The sequence below is a fragment of the Pseudoxanthomonas sp. GM95 genome (assembly GCF_900109775.1).
GTDB lineage: Bacteria > Pseudomonadota > Gammaproteobacteria > Xanthomonadales > Xanthomonadaceae > Pseudoxanthomonas_A.
This window is the reverse complement of sequence record NZ_FOAX01000002.1, coordinates 733,916-755,202: the sequence shown is the minus strand read 5'-3', so window position 1 is coordinate 755,202 and position 21,287 is coordinate 733,916. Positions and strand designations below refer to the sequence as shown.

20 protein-coding genes and 1 pseudogene are annotated in these 21,287 nt (G+C 67.1%); 6 read left to right on the top strand and 15 right to left on the bottom strand.

Features of this window, described 5'->3' with window-relative positions; genetic code table 11:
- Nucleotides 1-3: 3 nt before the first annotated feature.
- Genes BMZ17_RS11400 through mtgA form a run of 3 tightly spaced genes read right to left on the bottom strand, consistent with a single transcriptional unit; the run spans nucleotide 4 to nucleotide 2,152 of the window.
- On the bottom strand, nucleotides 4-432 hold the full coding sequence (locus BMZ17_RS11400) for a CBS domain-containing protein (RefSeq protein WP_093138694.1): 429 nt from the start codon (nucleotides 430-432) through the stop codon (nucleotides 4-6).
- Nucleotides 392-1,414, bottom strand: coding sequence for a glycosyltransferase family 2 protein (locus tag BMZ17_RS11395; RefSeq protein ID WP_093138693.1), 1,023 nt, complete (start codon nucleotides 1,412-1,414; stop codon nucleotides 392-394). The genes BMZ17_RS11400 and BMZ17_RS11395 overlap by 41 nt, the downstream gene beginning before the upstream one ends.
- A gap of 3 nt (nucleotides 1,415-1,417) precedes the next feature.
- Complete coding sequence (gene mtgA, locus BMZ17_RS11390; RefSeq protein ID WP_254775321.1) at nucleotides 1,418-2,152, bottom strand: monofunctional biosynthetic peptidoglycan transglycosylase; 735 nt, start codon at nucleotides 2,150-2,152, stop codon at nucleotides 1,418-1,420.
- Nucleotides 2,153-2,327: 175 nt separating this feature from the next.
- Between mtgA and BMZ17_RS11385 the strand changes: the two are divergent.
- Nucleotides 2,328-3,128: pseudogene (locus BMZ17_RS11385) on the top strand (Hsp33 family molecular chaperone HslO); the annotation flags it as partial.
- Between the two features lie 194 nt (nucleotides 3,129-3,322).
- On the top strand, nucleotides 3,323-4,192 hold the full coding sequence (locus tag BMZ17_RS11380) for an XOO1806 family protein (protein WP_093138690.1): 870 nt from the start codon (nucleotides 3,323-3,325) through the stop codon (nucleotides 4,190-4,192).
- A 195-nt stretch (nucleotides 4,193-4,387) separates the two neighbouring features.
- Here BMZ17_RS11380 and BMZ17_RS11375 read toward each other — a convergent pair whose 3' ends face one another.
- From BMZ17_RS11375 to BMZ17_RS11360, 4 genes are read right to left on the bottom strand one after another with little or no spacing between them, the layout of a single operon-like run.
- Entirely contained in the window at nucleotides 4,388-5,278 is an 891-nt protein-coding gene (locus tag BMZ17_RS11375) for a DUF4097 family beta strand repeat-containing protein (protein ID WP_093138689.1), read from the bottom strand.
- Between the two features lie 10 nt (nucleotides 5,279-5,288).
- A complete protein-coding gene (locus BMZ17_RS11370; RefSeq protein ID WP_093138688.1) occupies nucleotides 5,289-5,789 on the bottom strand; it encodes a hypothetical protein in 501 nt (166 codons plus the stop codon).
- Entirely contained in the window at nucleotides 5,786-6,370 is a 585-nt protein-coding gene (locus BMZ17_RS11365) for an RNA polymerase sigma factor (RefSeq protein WP_093138687.1), read from the bottom strand. Before BMZ17_RS11365 ends, BMZ17_RS11370 begins: the two co-directional genes overlap by 4 nt.
- A gap of 49 nt (nucleotides 6,371-6,419) precedes the next feature.
- Nucleotides 6,420-7,019: a TetR/AcrR family transcriptional regulator gene (locus tag BMZ17_RS11360; RefSeq protein ID WP_093138686.1), complete on the bottom strand. Its 600-nt coding sequence runs from the start codon at nucleotides 7,017-7,019 to the stop codon at nucleotides 6,420-6,422.
- Nucleotides 7,020-7,144: 125 nt separating this feature from the next.
- On the opposite strand from BMZ17_RS11360, the gene BMZ17_RS11355 reads away from it, so the two are divergent.
- The 3 genes from BMZ17_RS11355 to BMZ17_RS11345 all read left to right on the top strand — a co-directional run bounded on the left by BMZ17_RS11355 (nucleotide 7,145) and on the right by BMZ17_RS11345 (nucleotide 11,126).
- A complete protein-coding gene (locus tag BMZ17_RS11355; protein ID WP_093138685.1) occupies nucleotides 7,145-8,095 on the top strand; it encodes an alpha/beta fold hydrolase in 951 nt (316 codons plus the stop codon).
- A complete protein-coding gene (locus BMZ17_RS11350) occupies nucleotides 8,092-10,569 on the top strand; it encodes an acyl-CoA dehydrogenase (protein WP_093138684.1) in 2,478 nt (825 codons plus the stop codon). Before BMZ17_RS11355 ends, BMZ17_RS11350 begins: the two co-directional genes overlap by 4 nt.
- A 71-nt stretch (nucleotides 10,570-10,640) precedes the next feature.
- The gene (locus BMZ17_RS11345) at nucleotides 10,641-11,126 is read left to right on the top strand and encodes a hotdog fold domain-containing protein (RefSeq protein ID WP_093138683.1); all 486 of its coding nucleotides are present in this window, start codon (nucleotides 10,641-10,643) and stop codon (nucleotides 11,124-11,126) included.
- Here the strand turns inward: BMZ17_RS11345 and BMZ17_RS11340 are convergent.
- The 3 genes from BMZ17_RS11340 to BMZ17_RS11330 all read right to left on the bottom strand — a co-directional run bounded on the left by BMZ17_RS11340 (nucleotide 11,123) and on the right by BMZ17_RS11330 (nucleotide 13,930).
- On the bottom strand, nucleotides 11,123-11,491 hold the full coding sequence (locus BMZ17_RS11340) for a DUF1304 domain-containing protein (RefSeq protein ID WP_093138682.1): 369 nt from the start codon (nucleotides 11,489-11,491) through the stop codon (nucleotides 11,123-11,125). The two genes, BMZ17_RS11345 and BMZ17_RS11340, sit on opposite strands and share 4 nt — an antisense overlap.
- A 69-nt stretch (nucleotides 11,492-11,560) precedes the next feature.
- On the bottom strand, nucleotides 11,561-12,907 hold the full coding sequence (locus tag BMZ17_RS11335; RefSeq protein ID WP_093138681.1) for an NTP/NDP exchange transporter: 1,347 nt from the start codon (nucleotides 12,905-12,907) through the stop codon (nucleotides 11,561-11,563).
- A gap of 126 nt (nucleotides 12,908-13,033) precedes the next feature.
- On the bottom strand, nucleotides 13,034-13,930 hold the full coding sequence (locus tag BMZ17_RS11330; RefSeq protein WP_093138680.1) for a DMT family transporter: 897 nt from the start codon (nucleotides 13,928-13,930) through the stop codon (nucleotides 13,034-13,036).
- Nucleotides 13,931-14,197: 267 nt separating this feature from the next.
- Here BMZ17_RS11330 and BMZ17_RS11325 point away from each other — a divergent pair, with 267 nt between their 5' ends.
- Nucleotides 14,198-15,673 (top strand): serine hydrolase domain-containing protein, encoded by a 1,476-nt coding sequence (locus BMZ17_RS11325; protein WP_175485561.1) that lies wholly within the window; start codon nucleotides 14,198-14,200, stop codon nucleotides 15,671-15,673.
- Nucleotides 15,674-16,085: 412 nt separating this feature from the next.
- Here BMZ17_RS11325 and BMZ17_RS11320 read toward each other — a convergent pair whose 3' ends face one another.
- From BMZ17_RS11320 to BMZ17_RS11300, 5 genes are all read right to left on the bottom strand, one after another.
- Nucleotides 16,086-16,817, bottom strand: a complete 732-nt coding sequence (locus BMZ17_RS11320; RefSeq protein ID WP_093138678.1) for a DUF2968 domain-containing protein — start codon at nucleotides 16,815-16,817, stop codon at nucleotides 16,086-16,088.
- A 126-nt stretch (nucleotides 16,818-16,943) separates the two neighbouring features.
- Nucleotides 16,944-19,079 carry a pilus assembly protein TadG-related protein gene (locus BMZ17_RS11315; protein WP_175485560.1) on the bottom strand — a complete coding sequence of 712 codons (2,136 nt, stop codon included), beginning with the start codon at nucleotides 19,077-19,079 and terminating at the stop codon, nucleotides 16,944-16,946.
- Nucleotides 19,080-19,084: 5 nt separating this feature from the next.
- Complete coding sequence (locus BMZ17_RS11310) at nucleotides 19,085-19,540, bottom strand: DUF3613 domain-containing protein (RefSeq protein ID WP_093138676.1); 456 nt, start codon at nucleotides 19,538-19,540, stop codon at nucleotides 19,085-19,087.
- Nucleotides 19,537-20,337: a tetratricopeptide repeat protein gene (locus BMZ17_RS11305; protein WP_175485559.1), complete on the bottom strand. Its 801-nt coding sequence runs from the start codon at nucleotides 20,335-20,337 to the stop codon at nucleotides 19,537-19,539. Before BMZ17_RS11305 ends, BMZ17_RS11310 begins: the two co-directional genes overlap by 4 nt.
- An 11-nt stretch (nucleotides 20,338-20,348) precedes the next feature.
- Nucleotides 20,349-21,278, bottom strand: coding sequence for a type II secretion system F family protein (locus BMZ17_RS11300; RefSeq protein ID WP_093138674.1), 930 nt, complete (start codon nucleotides 21,276-21,278; stop codon nucleotides 20,349-20,351).
- Nucleotides 21,279-21,287: the final 9 nt, after the last annotated feature.

Below are 21,287 nucleotides of genomic sequence, written 5' to 3'. Positions count from 1 at the left end.
GCCTCACGAGGCGATGTAGCGCTGCAGCGCGTCCAGGTCGGCCTGTTGTTCCTCGATCACCGCCTTGACCAGGTCGCCGATCGAAATCACGCCGATCACGCGCCCTTCCTCGACCACCGGCAAATGGCGGAAGCGGCGCTGGGTCATGACTTCCATGCAGTGCTTGACGGTCTGCTGCGGTTCGACCGTGACCACCTGCGCGGTCATGATCTGATCGGCGCGCGTGGTGTGCGATGAGCGCTCCAGCAGCACGACCTTGCGTGCGTAATCGCGCTCGGACAGGATCCCGACCAGCACTTCGCCCCGCATCACCAGCACCGCGCCGACGCCGTGCCGGTCCATCTTGCGCACCGCGTCGAACACCGGTTGATCCGGCTCGACCGCGATGACTTCAGCGGGTTTGCCTTCCAGAAGTTGCTTCACCGTGCGCATGGGATGCTCCGGCAGCCTCGGTTGGTCCGGAGGATACGCCTTCGCGCGCCGGCAGCCACTGCTGAATCAGGTACAGCGGTCTCTGTTTGGCTTCTTCGTACAGCCGGCCAAGGTATTCACCGATCAGCCCCAGCGCGATCAGCTGGGTCCCGCCCAGGAACAGCACCACCGTCATCATGCTCGGCCAGCCGGCGACCGGGTCGCCATGCCACAGCGCGCGCCCGATCACGATCACCGCATAGACGAAGGAGAGCGCCGCCACCAGCAGGCCCAGATACGTCGCCGCGCGCAGCGGCGCGGTCGAGAAGCTGGTGATGCCTTCCAACGCGAAATTCCACAGCTTCCATGCGCCGAAGTTGCTCCGCCCGGCGATGCGCGATTCGCGGTGATAGGGAATCGAGAGCTGGTCGTAGCCGACCCAGCCGAACAGCCCTTTCATGAAGCGGTGGCGCTCGCGCAGCTGCTTCAGCGCCACCTGCGTGCGCGGCGACAGCAGGCGGAAATCGCCCGTATCGGCCGGAATCGGCGTCTTCGACAGGCGCCCGATCACCCGATAAAACCCGTGCGCGGTGAAGCGCTTGAGCCAGCCTTCGCCATCGCGCTCGACGCGCGTGCCGTAGACGTTGTCGTGGCCTTCGCGCCAGGCCGAGACGAACTGCGGGATCAGCTCCGGCGGGTCCTGGCCATCGGCGTCCAGGATCAGGACCGCGCTGTCTTCGGCGACCAGGTCCAGGCCCGCGGTCAGCGCCGCCTCCTTGCCGAAGTTGCGCGACAGCCGCAGCAGCTCGATCTGCGGGTCCGCCGCGGCCAAGCGCTGCATCACCTCCCAGGTGCGATCGGTGCTGCCATCGTCGATGTAGAGCACGCGCGCCTGGATGGCATCGAGCCGGTCCAGCACGTTGCGGAGGCGCGGATGCAGGCGCGGTAGCGCCTCTTCTTCATTGCGCGCTGCGATCACCACGGTCAGGCGGTCGTGGGCCATGGCTTACTCCAAGGTCTGCAGGTAGCCGGTGCCGCCGATCTGGCGCACCTGTCGCTGGATCCAGCCCGCCCGGCGGGCCACGTACGGACCCGGTCGTGCGGCGTTGTAGGTGCGCGGCGCGGGCAAGACTGCTGCCAGGCGCGCGGCCTGATCGGCACTCAAGCGCGACGCATCCACGCCCCAGAACGTGCCCGCCGCGGCCTGCGCGCCATAGATCCCGTCGCCGAACTCGGCGATGTTGGCGTAGACCTCCAGGATCCGCTCCTTCGGCCAGAGCAGCTCGATCAGCACCGTGTACCAGGCCTCGATGCCCTTGCGCACGTAACTGCGCCCGGACCACAGGAACAGGTTCTTGGCCACCTGCTGGCTGATCGTGCTGGCCCCGCGCACGCGACCGCCGCGCTCGTTGTGCGCGCGCGCCTTCTCGATCGCGTCCAGGTCGAATCCCGAATGCGTGGCGAAGCGCTGGTCCTCGGCCGCCACCATCGACAGCGGCAGTGCCGGCGCGATCTTGTCGAAATCCCGCCACTGGTAGGTCGGATGGAAGCGCCATTGCCCCTCGCCCCAGGCCTCGAACTGCCGCGCCACCATGAAGGCCGACACCGGCGGATCGACGAACCGCAGCACCAGCACCTGCAGCGCCGTCCCGGCCGCGATCAGGAACGGCAATGCCAACAGCCAGCGCAACCAGCGACGGCGTCGGGACGGGGCGGAGATGGGATCGATGGTGGGCTCCAGGCGAGGCCGCGTGATGAGGCGAGAATGTTACCTGTTCATCCCGATGCGTCCGCGCCGCCGCCACGCTTGCGCTTGGAAAGCAGGCGCCGCGCCCACACCATAGAGCCCTCGATGGCGCCGGACGGCGCTCGCATCTTCTGGATTTTCCGTGAACTCGACTTCGCCTTCTGCCGATCTGCGTACCCGATTCCTGCTGCCGGAGGCCGGCGTGCGCGGCGTGGCCGTGCATCTGAGCCAGGCCTGGGCCGAGCTGCGCGAACCGGCCGACTATCCTGCCAATGCCCAGCGCCTGCTGGGTGAGGCCGTGGCTGCCGCCGCGCTGTTCACCGGCCACGTCAAGATCGACGGTCGCCTGTCGGTGCAGCTGCGCAGCAGTGCCGGCCTGCGCGCGCTGTTTACCGAGTGCACCTCGGCCGGCACCGTGCGCGGCATCGTCCAGCTCGAGGATGGCGCCGACGCACCGGCTGACCTCTCGACGCTCGGCGATGACGCACTGCTGGCGATCACGATCGAAAATCCCGGCCTGGATCCGCGCGAGCCCCAGCGTTACCAGAGCCTGGTCGAACTGAGCGCCAGCACGCTGGATGCGGCCTTCCAGGATTATTTCCTGCAGTCCGAACAGCTTCCGACACGTCTGCTGCTGGCTGCCGATGGCGAGCGCGTGGCCGGAATCATGCTGCAGAAGTTGCCTGGCGACGAAGGCGACGCCGATGGCTGGCAGCGCGCCGGCGTGCTGTTTGACACGCTGGGGCGCGAGGAACTGCTGGCGACGCCACAAGCCGAGCTGCTGCACCGCCTGTTCCACGAAGATGGCGTGAGCGTCCTCGACAGCCAATCGCTGCGCTTCGGCTGTTCGTGCTCGCGCGAACGGGTCGAAGGCATGCTGACCTCGCTGGGTCGCGAGGAAGCGACCGCCGCGGCGGAATCGGGCGAGGCCGAGGTGCGCTGCGAGTTCTGCGGCCGCCGTTATGTCTTCACGCCGCAGGAGATCGCCGATCTGTTCGACGGCGCGCCACTGATGGCCAGCGGCTCCGAACGCCTGCAATGATTTGCTGACGAACGGCACATTTCCTTCACCGTTCGACTTGTTAAATAAACATAAATCAAGTAGTTTCCAGTCTCATCACGCCCTGGGAACTTTTTCCCCGTCGCGTCAGTCAGAGCTGAACCATGCGCCTGCGCCCCCGCCGACCGCTAATCGCACTGATGCTTGCCGTTTCGATGGCCAGCACGGGCGCGTTTGCGCAGTCGCGCAGCAGTGCCGGCACGACCATGCTGCCGGTGTGGAACAGCAATGGCCAGGTCGAAGGTGCGCTCATTCTGGAGCCCACCAGCGAAGCGGCGACCGGCGCCCGCTGGAAGCTCGGTCGCAACACGCTGAGCGCCGCGTTCGGGCTGGACTCGACTGAGTCGCTCGGCCTGCTCTGCAACAACCGCACCGGAATCGGCAACAGCATCAGCAGCCTGATCACCGCCTGCAATGTGGCCATGCTCGACGACGACGGCGTGCCGTCCAACAACAGCCAGCGCTTCAGTGCCGGCGCGGCCCTGAGCCGTCCGGGTGGCAAGGTCGGCTTGAGCGTCGGCAATGGCCACGACACCCTGCCCGGCTGGATGACACCCGGCAGCACCAATCCGTCGGTGGGCCGTTTCGAGCAGAACGATCTGGCCGTATTCGGCCAGAAGAACATCGGCCGCGAAGGCTTCGTCACCATCGGCGGCACTGTCGCTCATGCGCGCTTAGTACCGGCGTCCGAGCTGACCAACATTCCGGACCAGTGGAACAGCCGCAGCCTGAGTATCGGCGGCGGCTATGGCGCCTTCAGTGGCAGCATCGTCGGCCGCGTCGTCGATGCCCCCGGCCAGCCGGGCAAGTGGGAAGGCCTCGGCGTTGGCCTGACCTGGCACACCCCGTGGAGCGGCCAGCTCACCGTCGGCGCCGAAAACATTGTCACCAGTGGCAAGAATCCCTTCTCGCCCAACTCGCCAATCCCCGATGACGGCACCGTGCCGTACGTGCGCTACGAGCAGGATCTCTGATCCCAGCTTCTTTGGTGACGCAGCAGGCGTCCCTCGGCAACACGGTCGCGATACTTCCTACGCACGCTCTGCCAGCCATCTGGGCCTGTTCGTGACTTGATTCAGCGACTCAGTTGGATCGCAGCGAAACGCAGAAAAATTCAAAGCGCCAGCAGGTCCTGCATGGCGCTCAATGGCTTGCGAGTTGCCCCCGTACTACTCCAACCGCAGTTCCGCATCGCCGGAGAAGGTCTCCAGCTTGATCTCGCCTTCGCCGCTGCCGTAGCGGGTGTCCATGGAGCGGCCGGGGCCGTGTTCGGGGCGGTCGATCTTGGCGTTGGGGGCCTTGAGGTCGCCACTGAAGGTTTCGGCGGTGACGTGGGCAGAGAGGTCGCGCGGCAGGGTGAGCAGGACACCGCCGCTGACGCTGGACAGCGACACCTTGCCGTTGCGTGCCAACCCGGTCGACACGCGGGTGCTGCCGCTGACGCTGTTGGTGGACAGGTCGCGCAGGCGCTCGTCCTTGACCGCGACGTGGATGTCGCCGGAGACCGTTTCCACTTCGACTTCGCCGTTCAAGCGACCGCGCAGGGTCACGCCGCCGCTGACGGTCTGGATGTCGACCTCGCTGCTGTTGGCCGTCGCGGTGACATCGCCGCTCACGGTGTTGATCGAGAGTTCGCGCGGTGCTGCGGCGACGATCACCGAGCCGCTGACGCTTTCGATCGACAGTTCATCCGGCGCCACGCCGGACACGTCTACATCGGCGGACACCGCATGCAGATCCAGCTGCGCGCGGATCGGCACCATCAGCTGCAAGTCGGTCGGACCGGATGATTTACCGCCCCAGCCGCCGCCTTTGGGATAGCGCACCTTGATCTGCAGGTCGCTGCCGTCGCCTTCGACTTCGAGCTTTTCCACGCCGTCGCCGAGGGTGCCGCGCAGCTGCACTTCAGGCTTGTCCCAGGCGCGGACCTGGATGCGGCCCTTGATGTTTTCCACCTCGACCTTGCCGCGCGCATCCAGCGGGTGGCTCTGGTTGATGGGCGTGGTGGCGTGGGCCGACAGGGCCAGCAGCAGGAACGGAAGGGCGAGGAGCGTGCGCATGGGAGGTCTCTCAGCTCAAGGCCGCCTGGCGGGTCAGCGCCAGGCGACGGTCGTAGGTGTAGCGCAGCGTCTGCAGCAGCTGGCGCGAACGGGGATCGCGGTCGATCGCCTGCAGGATCTGCGTGGCGCTCTTGTCGAGGTCTTCGACCGCCGGCGCCAGCGCGACCGGCATCGTGCCGCCGCCCTGCATGCGCTCCAGGGCGATCTGGTAGTCGCGGGTCATGCGCACGGCTTCGGCCCGCAGCGGTGCGTGGACCGGCGCGGCAGGCTGCGGCGCATCCAGCATCGGCGTCATGCGCATGCCAAGGACAGCGATCACCGCGACGGCCGCGGCCACGGCGAACGGCTGCCAGCGTACGCGTCGGCGTGCCGCGGCCTGGATCGGCGTGACTTGCGGCGCGCGTGGTTCCAATTGCGCGGCGATGCCGGACCAGAGATCCCGCTCGGGCGCGATGTCCTGGCGCAGGCCACGCAGGGCGAAACGCAGATCGTCGTCATGGTCTTGGTTCATTGGTGTGCCTCCAGACGGGTGCGCAGCAACTGGCGCGCGCGGTGCAACTGTGCTTTCGAACTTCCGATCGCCATCCCCAGCGACACGGAGATCTCTTCGTGTTTCCAGCCTTCGACATCGTGCAGGACCAGCACGGCACGGGCGCGCGGCGGCAGCGTGGCCACCGCGCGCTCCAGATCCATGCCCAGTGCCGGGCCATGCGCGCGCGGGTCGACCATTGCGATGTCGTCGTTGTCGGCCTCGTCTTCCCAGCGCGGGCCGCTGCGCCGGCTGCGCAGCTCCATCAGCGCGGTGTTGACCGCCATCTTGTGCAGCCAGGTCGAGAGCGCGCTTTCGAAGCGGAATTCCGGCAGCGCGCGCCAGACCCGGACGAAGGTTTCCTGGGTCAAGTCCTCGGCGCGCGCGCCGTGGGCACCGACCAGGCGCACGATCACGCCGTGGACCCGGCCGGCGTGCTTCCGGTAAAGCGCTTCGAAGGCGCGGGTGTCGCCGCTGGCAGCCGCACGCGCCTGGTCCAGGTCCGCATCGGCGGCATCAGGGGCGATCGGGTCGGTAGCGAAGGTCACGGCCGAGGTCAGCATGCCAAGTGAGATGCACGCCTCGGCGGGAAGGTTTAAAGCCGTCGTGCGATCAGTTGGGGATCAGCGCGGCGATTACGTGGTTGACGTAATCCTCGAACTCTTCGTGCTGCATGCGCGGTTGGTGCAACTGCAGCGACAGCTGCAGGAAGCCCACGTAAGCCGCATATGCCAGGCGCGCGCGATGCTGAGCATCGGTGCGGCCCAGCCCGGCCTGGCGGAACGAGGCGACCAGATATTCCATGCGTCGCTGCGACACGCGCGCGATCACCGGCTGCACCGCCGGGTGATCCAGCGCCTTGAGCAGCTCGCTATAGATAATGTGTGACTTTGCTTCGTGGGCAACCAGCAGGAACAGCTGGCGCAGCCGCAGGCGCGGATCGGGCACCGCCTCCAGGCTGCCGAAGACGCTTTCCTGCTCGACCGTTTCCCAGCGCTCCAGCGCAGCCTGCAGCAGCGCGTCGCGGGAAGGGAAGTGCCAGTAGAAGCTGCCCTTGGTGACACCCAGCCTGCGCGCGAGCGGCTCGACTGCGACGGCCGCGATGCCCTGTTCGGCCACCATGTCCAACGCGGCCTGCGCCCAATCGTCGGCACTCAGGCGGGGCGCACGGGAGGACGAAGACGGTCTGGCGTTGTCGGCTGGCGTATTCATCGCGGCATTTAACCATACGCCAGAGAACGCTGCGGTATGTTTGCTGCACTGCGGCATTAAATCTTTTCTGATCAAACGCTTGTATGGATTGACGGCACTTCAAAGGCCGGTCCATACTTCTGCGTATGGTCAATCTTCCGCACGCTGACAGCAGCTCCAGCGCCACCGCTGAAACGGTGCGCCTGACCGGCGCCTGCGGCACTGGACTGCAGGGCAGCACCTTCCTGCCGCCACCACCTGCGGCGCATGGATTGCCGACCCTGCTTTATACCCATGGCTTCGGCCAGACCCGCGGCGCCTGGCACAAGACCGGGCTCGGCCTGGCCGCGCAGGGCTACGCGGGGCTGGCCTATGACGCGCGCGGCCACGGGGGGTCGCAGCGCAACGCGCACGACCTGCCCTACGACGCCGAACAGTTTATCGATGACCTGATCATCGTCGCCGGCGAGCAACCCGAACCGCCTGTGCTGATCGGTGCCTCGATGGGCGGCCTGTTCGGCCTGATCGCCGAGTCGCGCTGGCCGGGCTTGTTCTCGGCATTGGTCTTAGTGGACATCACTCCGCACTGGGAAAAGGCCGGCCTGTCGCGCGTGTTGGAATTCGCCACGGCGTTTCCGTCCGGATTCGAATCGCCGGCACAGGCCGCCGAACTGGTCGCCAATTACCTGCCCAACCGTCCGCGCCGTTCTGCCGAGGAACTGATTCCTCTCATGCATGAAGGCGAAGACGGCCGCTGGCGCTGGCATTGGGACATGCGCCTGATCGACGATCTGGTCCGCGATAGCGCCCAGCACCAGGACGACATCGCCGAAGCCGCGCGCAGCGTGCGTTGTCCGGTGCTGCTGGTCAGTGGCGGGCGCAGCGAGATGGTGTCCGAGGACAACATCCGGAGCTTCCAGGCCTTGGTGCCGCACGCGCAGCATGTGCAACTGCCGCAGGCCGGGCACATGCTCGCCGGCGACGACAACGACGCATTCACCGGCGCGGTGCTCGACTATCTGGGCACGCTGTCGCGCGCCCGGCACACCCGCTTCTTCAACACCGCTTTCGATTCCGCTTCCGGAGCACGCTCATGAGCATCCTCGTTCCGTTCCTCGCCGTGCTGCTGGCCGCCGGCTTGGCCGCTTATCACCGCATGCGCCTAGCCACCTGGGCCGCGATCAGTGCCTGCGCGCTGGTCGCCTGCTGGCTGCTGGGCGCCAGTGCAGTCGCCTGCGTGATCGCCGCGGTCATCGTGGCCGCCATCACCCTGCCGCTGCTGCTGCCGCCAGTACGCAAGGCGCTGGTCACCGCGCCGATGATGAAATTCTTCCGCAAGGTGCTGCCGCCGCTGTCGCAGACCGAGCGCATCGCACTGGAAACTGGCTCGGTCGGTTTTGAAGGCGAACTGTTCACCGGCGATCCGGACTGGCAGAAGCTGCTCAACTATCCCAAGCCGCAGCTCACCGCAGAAGAACAGGCCTTCATCGACGGCCCGGTCGAAGAACTCTGCACGATGATCAACGACTGGGAGATCACCCACGTCCGCGCCGACCTGCCGCCGCAGGTGTGGGACTTCGTCAAGCAGCACAAGTTCTTCGGCATGATCATTCCGAAGGAATTCGGTGGCCTGGGTTTCTCGGCGCTGATGCACCACAAGGTGATCCAGAAGATCTCCTCGATCTCGTCCGTGGCCAGCTCGACGGTCGGCGTGCCCAACTCGCTGGGCCCGGGTGAACTACTGGTCCATTACGGCACCCAGGAGCAGAAGGACTACTACCTGCCGCGCCTGGCCGCCGGCCAGGAAGTGCCCTGCTTCGGCCTGACCGGTCCGTTTGCCGGTTCGGACGCGACCTCGATCCCCGACTACGGCATCGTCTGCAAGGGCGAGTGGAACGGCGCCAACGTGCTCGGCGTCAAGCTCACCTTCGACAAGCGCTACATCACCTTGGCGCCGGTGGCCACGCTGATCGGCCTGGCCTTCCGCATGTACGACCCGGATGGCCTGATCGGCGACACCAAGGACATCGGCATCACCCTGGCGCTGCTGCCGCGCGAAACGCCCGGCGTGGATATCGGCCGTCGCCACTTCCCGCTCAACTCGCCGTTCCAGAACGGCCCGATCCACGGCAAGGAAGTCTTCATCCCGCTGAGCCAGCTGATCGGCGGCGCCGACATGGCCGGCAAGGGCTGGAACATGCTCAACGAGTGCCTGGCCGTGGGCCGCTCGATCACCCTGCCCTCCACCGCCTCGGGCGGTGCGAAGTTCGGCGCGGTCGTCACCGGCACCTACGCGCGCATCCGCAAGCAGTTCGGCCTGTCGATCGGCCGCTTCGAAGGCGTCGAAGAAGCCCTGGCCCGCATCGGCGGCAAGGCTTACGCGATCAGCGCGCTGGCCCAGGCCACCGCAGCGGCGGTGGATCGCGGCGACGTGCCGTCGGTGCCCTCGGCGATCGCCAAGTACCACTGCACCAACATGGGCCGCGAAGTGGTGTCCGACGTGATGGACGTGGTCGGCGGCAAGGGCATCATCCTGGGCCCGAAGAACTTCGCCGGCCGCAGCTGGCAGGCCGCGCCGATCGGCATCACGGTCGAAGGCGCCAACATCATGACCCGCAGCCTGCTGATCTTCGGCCAGGGCGCGATCCTGTGCCATCCGTGGGTGATGAAGGAAATGAAGGCCGCGCAGGACCCGGATCACGCCGCCGGCCTGGAGGCGTTCGACCGCAGCCTGTTCGGCCACATCAGCTTCGGCATTTCCAATGCGGTGCGTTCGTTCTGGTTCGGCCTGACCGCCGCGCGCATCGGCGCCGCGCCAGGCGATGCCTACACCAAGCGCTTCTTCCGCAAGCTGGATCGCTACTCGGCCAACCTGGCGCTGATGGCCGACGTGTCGATGCTGATGTTGGGCGGCAAGCTCAAGTTCAAGGAGTCGCTGTCCGGTCGCCTGGGCGATGTGCTGAGCCACATCTACATGACCAGCGCGATGCTCAAGCGCTACCACGACGATGGCGCACCGCAGGCCGAGCAGCCGCTGCTGGCGTGGGCGTTCCACCACAGCGTGCATGAGATCGAACTGGCCCTGTCGGCCGCGTTGCGCAACTTCCCGATCCGCCCGGTCGGCTGGCTGATGTGGGTGCTGATCTTCCCGTGGGGCCGTCGCGCCGAAGCGCCGGGCGATCGCCTGGGCCATCGCGTCGCCGCGCTGCTGATGGCGCCTAACGCCGCACGCGACCAGCTGGCCAAGGGCGTGTTCCTGACCCCATGCGAGAACAACCCGGGTGGTCGTATCGCCAGCTACCTGGCCAAGGCCGTGGCGGCCGAGCCGGTGGAGCGCAAGTTCATCAAGGCGCTCAAGACCAAGGGGATCGAGGCGCTGGATTTCCCCTCGCAGCTGGACGAAGCAGTGCGCGAAGGCCTGATCACCGCCGACGAGCGCCTGCAGCTGGAAGAACTGCGTGCATTGACGATGGACACGATCAGCGTGGACGACTTCGACGCCGAAGAACTGCGCTCGGCCGGCTATCGTCCCGACGCGCTCGACGAAGCGGCCTCGCGCGAAGCCGCGTAAGCCTTCACTTCAAGCCTCACCTGCAACGGCGGACTCGCAACAGTCCGCCGTTGTCTTATCCGGAGTTCGACATGGCCGCACCGATCCTGTCGCTGTATCGCCGCCTGCAGCGCTGGCCTGCAGGCAATTGGTTGTTCTCGCGCGCGGTGTGCTTCAAGGCGCCCTACTTCGCCAGCATCGCGCCGCGCATCACACGCCTCGACAATGGCTGCTGCGAAGCGCGCATCGCCGACCGTCGTCGCGTGCACAACCACATCGGCACCGTGCACGCGATCGCGCTGTGCAACCTGGCCGAACTTACGGCCGGGCTGATGACCGATGCCAGCCTGCCCGCGTCGATGCGCTGGATCCCCAAGGGCATGTCGGTGCAGTACCTGAAGAAAGCCGTCGGCACCTTGCACGCGGTGGCGACACCCGCAGCGCCGCTCAAGGAATCCGGTGCGGGTTATGCGCTACAGGTAGACGTCGCCGTGCGCGATGGAGATGGCGACACCGTGTTCACCGCGCAGGTGGAGATGTGGGTTTCACCCAAGCCGGCGCGCCACGCCGTGGTTTAGTGCGCGCCTGCGATGGCCGCAACCAGGCACGCCAGCGCCAAGGCCGCCGGCAAGGCCTGGATCCACAGGATGCGGCGGCTCACCGTCGCCGCGCCGAAGACGCCCGCCACGATCACGCAGCCCAGGAAGAACGCGGTCACGCGCCAGTCCTTCAACAGCCACGCGCTCCACAACAAGCCCACGGCGAGGAAGCCGTTATAGAGGCCTTGGTTGGCCGCCAGCACGCGCGTGGTCTCGGCCTTTTCCACCGACATGCGGAAGGTCTTGCGGCCGAGCGGCTTGGTCCACAGGAGCATTTCCAGAACCAGGAACCACAGGTGCAGCACGGCGACCAGCGCGGTCAGGACGAGGGCAGCAGTCAACATCGGGGCGATCCATGCAAGGCTGAACAGGCGCGCAGTGTGCACGCCTGCGGCACCGCTCGCCAGGGCCGATCAGTCGGCGCTGCGCGGACGCTCGGCAGGCAGTTTCCTGGCTTCGCGCAGCAGGCGGAACGCGCTGATCGTCATGCCCGAGGCCACCACCAGCCCGGCGCCGAACACGGCGTGCGAGCCGAAGCCCGACAGCAACTTGTGCAGCCAAACGAAACTCAGGTCGCCGCCGCGGTAGATCACCGTGTCGATCGCCGCGCCGGCCTTGTAGCGCCATTCGCGCGGCACGCGGGTGTAGATCGTCTCGCGCGCCGGCTTGGCCAGCGAGAACTCGCTGGCGCGCGTCACCACCTGCACGATCGCCACCATCATCGGCAAGGGCGAAGCCGCGAGCGCCGCGTAACCCAGGATGATCGCGCCGCCTGGAATGAGCAGCGCCGGCGCGATGCCGTAGCGTGACAGCAACTTGCGCGTCAGCAGCAACTGCACCAGCAACGTCAGCCCATTGACCGCCAGGTCGATCGTGGAGAAGTAACGCGCGCTCTGATCGGCACTGGTGAAGTAGGCGCGCGCGATCGCGGCCTGTTCGTTGTAGAGCAGCGTGCCTACACCTACGCCCAGCACCACCATCACGGCCAGCCAGCGCAGCAGCGGTTCGCGCGCAATGAGCTTCAGGCCACCGAGGATGTCGCCCCCCATCGGCACCTCGCCACTGGTCAACTTGCGAGTCTGCTCGCGCTGCACGGCCCACAGCCGTAGCCGATAGATGCACACCACGCACATCACCAGGAACCCAGCCGAGACCAGCATCAAGTTGGCGATGCCGATCCGATCCACCAGCATGCGGGTCAGCAGCGGACCGGCCAGCGCACCGAGCGTGCCGGCCGCGCCAATGTAGCCATAGTTGGCACGCGCTTCAGCATCACTGAAGACATCGGCCATGAAGCTCCAGAACACCGCCACCGCGAACAGGTTGAACACCGTGATCCACAGGATGAAGGCCATGCCGCGACCGGGCACGCCGCTGTCGAACATCACGTAGAAGCCCAGTAGCGTCACGATGAAAAACCCGTACACCACCGGCAGGAACACCCGACGCGGGAAACGGCTCACCAGCGCACCGTAGACCGGCTGCAGCGCCAGCATGATCAGGAACACGCAGGTGAAGATCACCTGCAGTGTGAACTCCTTCAACGGCATCCCGTGCGCGGCGAAGAAGGCGATCATGCCTGGCGGAAAGATCGCGCCGATGTCGTTGGACGAGGACATCGCCTCGCGTACCGGCCGCAGGATGTAGTAGCCGCTGAGCAGGCAGAAGAAATACAGAAAGGCCCAGATCAGCGGCGGCGAGGCGCCCAGCGCATCGCGGAACCGACCGAGCATGTGGGGATTGCGTGTGGCCTGGCTCATCGGGCCTTGGACACCGGCTGCTGCGGGGACACCACCATGTGCACGAACTCAAGGGCCATCACGCGCGCACGGTAGCCGATGCACTGCAACATCGCCAGCGCATTAACGGCACCACTGCGTGCCGGATCAGTCGGTGTTGCGGCCCGACGCGCGCGTGGTCAGCCACACGCCGAATGCGGCGCAGGCAAAACCGGCGCCCTTGAGCCAGGTCAGGTGCTCACCCAGGGTGAAGTGCCCGAACACCGCGGTCACCGGCGGCATCAGGAAAAACAGCGCCGCCACCTGCGTCGCCGCCCCGCGCTGGATCAGCAGGAACAGCAGCGCGAAGCCACCGACCGAGTTCACCAGCACCAACCAGCCCAGCGGCCAGTAAAAGGCCAGCGTGTTGTCGAAGTGGAACCCTTCGCCCAGCGCGAATGGCAGCAGCACCAGCGACGCGGCGCCGTTCTGGATCGTCAGCGCCAGGCGCATGTCCAGCTGCGCGGCATGGCGCTTCTGGTAGAGCGTGCCGGCGGTGATGCCGACCAGGCCGAGCAGCAACATGCCCCACGCTGGCAATGGCGTCGCCCCATCGACCCGGTCGGCGACCACCAGCACGACGCCCAGCAAGCCTAGCCCCATGCCGAACCAGCGCCATGCGCCAAGCCGCTCGCTGCCGTCCAGCGTCGCCACCAGGGCGACCAGTAGCGGCATCGCCCCGATCACCAGCGCCGAAACGCCGGCGTTGGCGCCCATCCGGAAGGCGACATAGACCGCGCCGAAATGCAGCGCCAGCATCAGCACGCCGGTGACCGCGCTGTGCCACAGCTCGGCGCGACTGCAGCGCGGCACGCGCGCGGCCAGCGAGACCAGGCCGAACAGCACGGCCGCAATGCCGAAGCGCAGCGCCAGCGAGGTCAGCGGCGCGGCGTGGCCCACCACCGCTTTGCCAGCGATATAACCGGTGCACCACACCAGCACGAAGCCGATGCCCAGCAGGGCATCGCCGCCGGGACGCGTGGAAGAGGGGGCGTGATCTGGCATCGGCGTGATGATCGCCCGTCGGGCCTTGGCCCGTCTTTACCGCTTTGGTCTGGCAAAACGGTCAGCAGGCATCCTGTCCGTGGAGTCATGGCCGGGCTTTACTCCACGTCCATCGCATCTCGGAAGCAACCGCGATCCGTGTTCAGAAAAAGCGCATAAATCCCTGCCAGATGAACAAGATGGCGAGGCTACCTCTCCCCGTTTGTGCATTGCCGGGACGCGGCGTTATGATCCCCGCAGGGCAGAAATCACGCGGGCGTTGGACACATGAAAGAACACACGGGGCGGCGTCGTGCGCGTTCGTTGCGGTTGAGCTCACTGGCGATGCTGTTGCCGCTGGCGCTCTCGTCGACAGCCCAGACGCCGACGCTTTCCGCCCCGTTGCCGACCGTCGTCAACTCGGTGGCGCAGGCCTCCAGCGCCGCCGCCGAGGCCTGGCGCGCCGCGCCGACGCCTTATGAATCGCCGACCAAGCCGCTGCCGTATCGCACCGCACTCAATCCCGCGCAGGTGCGACCGGTCGCAGCCGGCTTCGATGTCGCCGCCTTCGAGGCCCTGGCCAACGACCTGACCGTCGGCGAGCGCGTGCCCGGCCTGGCGATGGCCATCGTGCAGGACGGACGCGTGATCAGCGCGCGCGGCTATGGCGTCACCGACGTGCGCAACCCGCAGCCGGTCAACCCGCACACCGTGTTTCGCCTGGCGTCGCTGTCCAAGGCCTTCGCCGGCACCATGACCGGCCTGCTGGTCAACGACGGCATGCTGCGCTGGGACAGCAAGGTCTCCGACTACGTACCGCGCTTCCAGCTGATCGACCCGGTCGCGACCCGCCAGGTGACCGTGGCCGACGTGCTCAGCCACCGCACCGGCCTGCGCTGGCACAACGCGTTCGATCGCGATATCGAGTCCAACGCCGATTACTACACCGTCTCGCAGAAGCTGGCGACCGCGCCGCTGGGCTGCAAGCCGGGCCAGTGCTACGAGTACCAGAACGTGGCCTTCAGCCTGATCGGCGACGTGGTGTTCGCCGCGACCGGCAGCTTCTACGACCAGGCGGTGGATCGCCGCATCTTCAAGCCGCTGGGCATGAATGACGCCAGCATCGGCCTGGCCGGCATCGAGAACAGCCCGAGCTGGGCGCATCCGCACGTGCGCGCGCGCAGCGGCTGGACCTCGATCGAGCCCAAGCCCACCTATTACCGCCTCGCCCCGGCCGCTGGCGTCAATGCCAGCGCCAGCGACATGGCGCAGTGGCTGCTCGCCCACCTGGGCCACCGCCCGGACGTGCTGCCGGCGCCGCTGCTGGCCACCCTGCATGCCCCGCTGATCAACACCCCGGGCGAAATGCGCGCCGGCTGGCGCGGCGCGCGCGTGGATTCGGCCAGCTACGCGCTGGCGTGGCGCGTGCTGGATTACTCCGGCCAGCAGGTGGTGTTCCATGCCGGCGCGGTCGAGGGCTATCGTGGCCTGGTCGCGATGGTGCCGGGCCGCGACTTCGGCGTGGCGATCCTGTGGAACAGCACCAGCCCACTGCCCTCGGGCCTGCTGCCGACCGTGCTAGACACCGCGCTCGGCCTGCCGCCGCAGCAGTGGCTCAACACCGAGCTGGGCAAGCAGCTGCTACTGGCCCAGACCAACGGCCATCCGCTGCCGCAGGCACTGCACATGGCGGCTGATGACGACGGTACCGATGACGACGAGGCCGGCGCGTCTTCTGGCAAGGCTGTCGCCGCGCCGCGCTGAGGTCTCAGCTAGAAGGACACCAAAACAACGCCGGGCTTGTCCCGGCGTTTTCTTTTGCTCTCGAAGTGGCGCATGCAGCCGGCGTGCAGAGGACAGGTTTTCGCCTCACCACCTCAGCAGCGCCCCGGGTCGGCCATCAGACTTTTACGCATTGGGCGATCGAATTGGGCGATCGAAAGACCTGTACGCGGACGCGCATGCCGCGCGTCACACATGTTGGCGAGACGCACGAGGCGCACGCTGACTCGGATTCGACGCAAGGACCACGACCACCACACGGCCCTGCCCTACTCGCAAGTCGCTGTGCGAACGACCACCATCTTTTGAAGGCGTCCATCCATCCCTGAAAACAAGAAGGCCCGGTGTCTGCACACCGGGCCTTGTCTGGAACGCGCGCCTGACGGCGACGCGATCAGTTCTTGGAAGCAGGCGCTGCTGCGGCCGGGGCCGCCGTGCTGGCAGGGGCGGCCGGCGGCTGGGCCGGCTGCACCGCGGGCAGGTCCAGCGCAGGATTGCCCTGCAGCTGCTGCAACTGCTCGATGCGCTTGGTCAGCGCTTCCAGCTCCGAGTTGGTCGCGCGCAGGTCGCTGCTCAGGGTCACCGCCTGCTGCTTGTTCTGCTGCAGCGTGCTGCTGACCTGCATCGCCTGCTGGCGCTGCTGCTCGACTTCCTGCTGGAGGCCCTGCAGGCGCTTCTGGTTCAGGTCGACCATGCGCTCGGTGTAGCGCTTGCCGGCTTCCAGACGCACGGTATCGATGTAGACCTGCGACAGCTGGCTGGTCTGCTCGACGAAGGTCTTGTAGATCTGCTCGGCCTGATCCACCGAATTGGTGCGGATCACGCGCCAGAATTCCTTGTCGCGGAACAGGGTCACGTAATAATTCAGCGAATCGGCATGGAACAGCAGGCTGGCGCCGTAGTTGCCGTTGTAGGTCGTGCGCAGCTCAGTCAACGAGCTGGCATTCATCAGGCGACGCAGCTCATCGGCCGTGTTGCCGACGCTGGGCTCGACGACCTCGGACTTCGATGCGTTTTCCGCCAGTGGCTTGGTGCGAGACGCCGCGGACACGGGCACGCAGGCCGTCGAGACCAACAGCACCGCCACAGCAAAGCAGACCCTAGACATGCAACCCCGATGAATCATCCGTAATGCCCCGCGCTCTTCAGCATTTTCGCCCCCTGGAACACGCGCAGGCGCGTGCCGTCGGATGGTAGCACGCACCCACGTCGCGCCGACGGCGGACTGACCCGGATTCTCATGCATCCGGGCTCAGTACACCAACTGCGAGGAGCGACACTGAACGGCCTGGACGTGCACGTCCGAACGCCCCAGTTCCAGCCCGAAGACGTTCGCCAGCGTGCTGGAGAGCACGCTCCCCACCGAATTGAGCAGCGGCTCCAGGGTGCCCTGGATGACCGGGCGCAACAGCGCGCAGAGCACGCCGGTGCAACTGGCAGCGTTGCTGGTCGGTGCCTTGACCCCGGCCGGGTTGGTCGCCACGTACTTGGCCAGCGAGTTGGCCACGCAGTTGTTGTAGTTCAACAGGTTGGTGAGCAGGCCGGTGCAGCTGGTCACGCCCAGCGCGCTCAGCAGGCCGCCCAGCAGGCTGGTGTCGGGATTGGTGGTCTCGTAGCGGAAGCCGGCCCAGACATCGCCGTTCACCAGCTTGCAGCTGGGGATGATCGAACCGGTGCAGCTGGGAATGGGCGTATTCCAGGTCCCCAGCGCGCCCAGATCGCCGTAGCCATTCTGGAGCGCGGCGACCACGGCGTTGATGTTGTAGCGGCCGTTGCTGTCCTTGGTCGCCTGCAGGTACTGGTTGGCCAGGTTGGCCGCGGTCGCGCTGCTGGAATCTGTCGGCGACAGCAGGCTGTCCACCGCGTCGAGCAGTTCGGCGACGAGATTGCTCACCAGGGTACCGACGGCCAGCTGGTTCGGCGCGACCGTGGCCACTTCCCCCGCCGGCAGGGTGACCTCCTGATGCGACGCGAGACTGGGGACCTGCAGCTGGGTCGAGAGCACCGATTTGCCAAACAGCGTCGCCAGATCGGCGTTGAGCAGGCTCCCTGGGCTGACGCACATGTCCTGGGTCGAGGCCCAGTCGCCGACCGGCTGGCCGACGCAGATGTTGGAAATGCTGCTGGTCACTGCGATGGTCGCCGTGGGCACTTCGCCGCTGCAGTCGATGCCGGTCAACTCGCCGAAGGCATCGACCACATCCACGAACACCGGCAGGTGCACCCGGATCCCAAGCAGCTTGAGGACCGAGCCGACCACGGCCAGCTTGTCGGTATCGACATCCAGGTTGACCCGGATCTGGGCGTTGTAGGCCGTGGTGCCGATGGCGCCGATGCCCAGAGAAGCAGGCTCGACCACGGCCGCCTTGGCGGTGATGCCGCCTAGCGTCCCCAACTCCTCCAGCGTGATCGCATGCTTGCCGCTGGCGATCGTGATCGCAGCGCCGACCAGATCCAGCACGTTGAGATTCGTATCCAGTGCGGCATTGGCCGCGTCGGTGGTGCCGGTCAGTTGCGACAGCAAGCCGCCGCCATCAGGCCCACTGCCGAGGCGGATCGTCACGGCGTCCAGATTGCCCAGTGGGGACTGGCGCAAGGCACTGCGCAACGCGGTGATGTCGATCAAAGGCAACTGCTGCTGGCTGGCAATCGTGGTCACGACATCGAGCAGCTGGCCGACGCTGAGGCTTTCGGCCTGCAGCAGCGAGTTGATCTCGCCGACGGTGAGGTCCGCATCGATGCCGACGCCGAGCGCGCTGAGCAGGCCGCGCGGGGTCACCTGGACGTCGGCCAATGCGTTGTAGCTGAGCAGTTGGGTCGCGTCCAGGTCGGCACCGACCAGGCGCAGCAGGCCTTGCAGCGGGGCTTCGCTGTTCACGTTGAGCAGGCGCGAGCCGACGCTGAAGGCCGCGGTCGGCACCGCGTGCCGCGCGACCGCCGAGGCCGATACCGTCAGCCCGCTGCTGGTGCTGAAGAACGGCACCACCGATTGCCGCGCGACCACCTGCACCGCGTTGACCAGCACCTCATCGGTCGAGACCACGAAATGGTCCTGCGCGGCGTTGCCCATGGCCCAGTTGCCGCAGCGCACCTGCAGCGTGCCGGTGAAGCGGTTGGCCACCGTCGCGATCTCGCGGGCGGCGCTGTTGTCCAGGCCGCCCACGCACAGATCCAGGCGTTGCGCGCCGGCCAGTGCGGAGAGGTCGGCGATCTTCTGTGCCTCGCGCTTGACCCAATAGATGTAGCCGACTTCGACCAGCACCAGCATGCCGACCAGCATGCCCAGCAGGAGCAGCATGGTCACCGCGCCGGCGCCACGCTGCTGCCGGGCGCCCGGCAACGACTGGCCACCTGCCCTGCGCGAAGCAACCGAGGCGCCGGCGGCCATGGGCATCAGTTCCCGGCGCTGCCCTGCGAGGCGCCGCGCTTGCCGCTGGGCAGGTTGCCTTCGAAGAACTCCGGGATCGGATGCTCGAAGCTCTTGAGGTAACGCTGATAGGCGGCAGTGGCTTCATCGCCCAGCATTGGCTGGCTGCGGCCGGCGTAGGTGCCTTCGACCTGCATGCGTAGCAGTGCGCGCGTGGTGGTGCCGATCTCGCTCGAGGCCAGCGGCGCACGGCTGGCGGGTTCGTCCATCGGCGCGGCGACGGGCTCCGGCATCGGCATGGGTGCCGGCAACTGGCCCAGGGCTTCGGCCGGCGGCGGAGGCGGCGACGGCACGCTGGCGTCCTTGCCCATGCGCTGACCGGTCAGCGGCTGCTGCTGGGCGAAGGCGGGCGCGGCGATCAACAGCGCCAGGCTCAGGGACGCCAGCAGCGGGACGCGGCGCAGTGCTGCGGGGTGTTTCATCGCGGATTCTCCTGGTGCGCGTCTGAGCGGTCACCGAAACGTTCAAGCATGGATGGGGGCGCGGCGATGCCGTCGACGGTGGAAGGTGCGGCGGCCGCCGCGCGTACACCGCCGGCCGGTGTCGTGCTCGACGAGGCGCGCTTGAGCGACATCGACAGCCGGTAGATTTCATCGCGCGCGGCCTGCGACAGGCCGGCCTTCTGGATCATGGCCTCGGCGCGCGCGCCGTCACCGGACAGCATGGTGTAGAGCGCCAGGTTGGCCACGGCCTTCTGGTTGGCCGGCGCCAGCTCGGCCGCCTTGGCCAGCGGTTCGCGGGCCTCCGCCACCTGCCCGGCGCGCAGACGCGCAAAGCCGAGGTCACCGAGGTAATCCACGTTGAGCGGATCCATCGCGACCGCTTTACCCAGCAGCGTGGCCGACTCGGCGTACTGGCCCTGGGCCGCGGCGATCAGGCCCAGGCCGTGCCAGGCCGGGCCGGCCTGCGGGCCCTTGGTCAGCGCGTGGTACAGCGTGCTGGCTTCGGCGGGCTTGTCGGTGTTGCGCAGCGCATCGGCCTGCAGCAGGTCCAGTTCGGCACTGCCGGAAAACCGCTGGCGATAGGCGTCGATATGCGCCAGCGAGGCGAAGTACGCGCCTTCGTCCTGCATGCGATGGATCAGCGACAGATACATCGCGCGATCGTCCTGCTCGGGCGTCTGTTCCTGCGCGGCCTGCACAGCGGCCGGCGGCGGCTGGTTGTAGCCACCCTTGGTCGCGCAGCCGGCCAGCACCAGCACCGCGGCGATCGCGAGCATGCGCGGCGCCGTCATTGGGCCATCCGCGCGATCGTGCTGCCCAGCGCGATCAGCGCCGGCCCCGCCAGCACCATCAACAGCGCAGGCAGCAGCGTGAACATCATCACCACCGTCATCTTCACCGAGAGCTTGCCCACTTTTTCCTTCATCTCCATGCGGCGCTGCTCGCGCAGGCGCAGGCTGAACTGGCGCAACGGCTCCTGTACAGCGCCACCATGCTGGTGCACCTGCACCATCAGCTGGACCAGGCTGCGCAGGTCCTTGTCGCCGAACGATTCGGCCAGGCGATGCAGCGACTGCGCGCGCGCGCGGCCCAGGCTGTAGGCGGCGTTGGCATCGGCCAGTTCGCGGCCCAGCACCGGCAGCGCCGGGCGCAGTTTTTCGCCCAGCATCTGCAGGCTCTGGTCGACACTGAACCCCACGCCCTGCAGCAGGCGCAGCAGGTCGATCAGCAGCGGCAATTCATCGCTGGCCTGCTTGCACAGATGCCGCGCCCAGCTGCGCAGCGCGAACTTGGGCAGCAGTACGCCCGCCGCCAGCGCGGCCAACGGCACGACGAACGCCTTGATGCCCTGCAGGTCGCCCAGCGCCAGCACGGCCAGCGGCAGCAGCAAGGCCAGCAGCAGGCGCAGGCCGAGGAATACGGCGGTGCCGGAACTGTTGTTCCAGCCGACCTGATCCAGCAGCAGACGATCCTCGTCGGCCAGCAACCAATCGCGCACGCGACTGCCTTCGAAACGGCGCCCCAGGCTGGCCAGTTGCTCCAGCAATTGGCTGCGCACGCCACCGGTTTGTTCCGGCGCGTCCTGCGGCTGCGCGTTGCCGAAGGCGCGCTCCAGCGCCTGGTCGCGACGGTTGTCCAGACGCGCGCGCGTCCACAGGTCGCTGCCCAGCAGCAACAGCGCGATGGCGAAGATCAGGATGGCCGCAGCCAGCAGCATCACCACGTC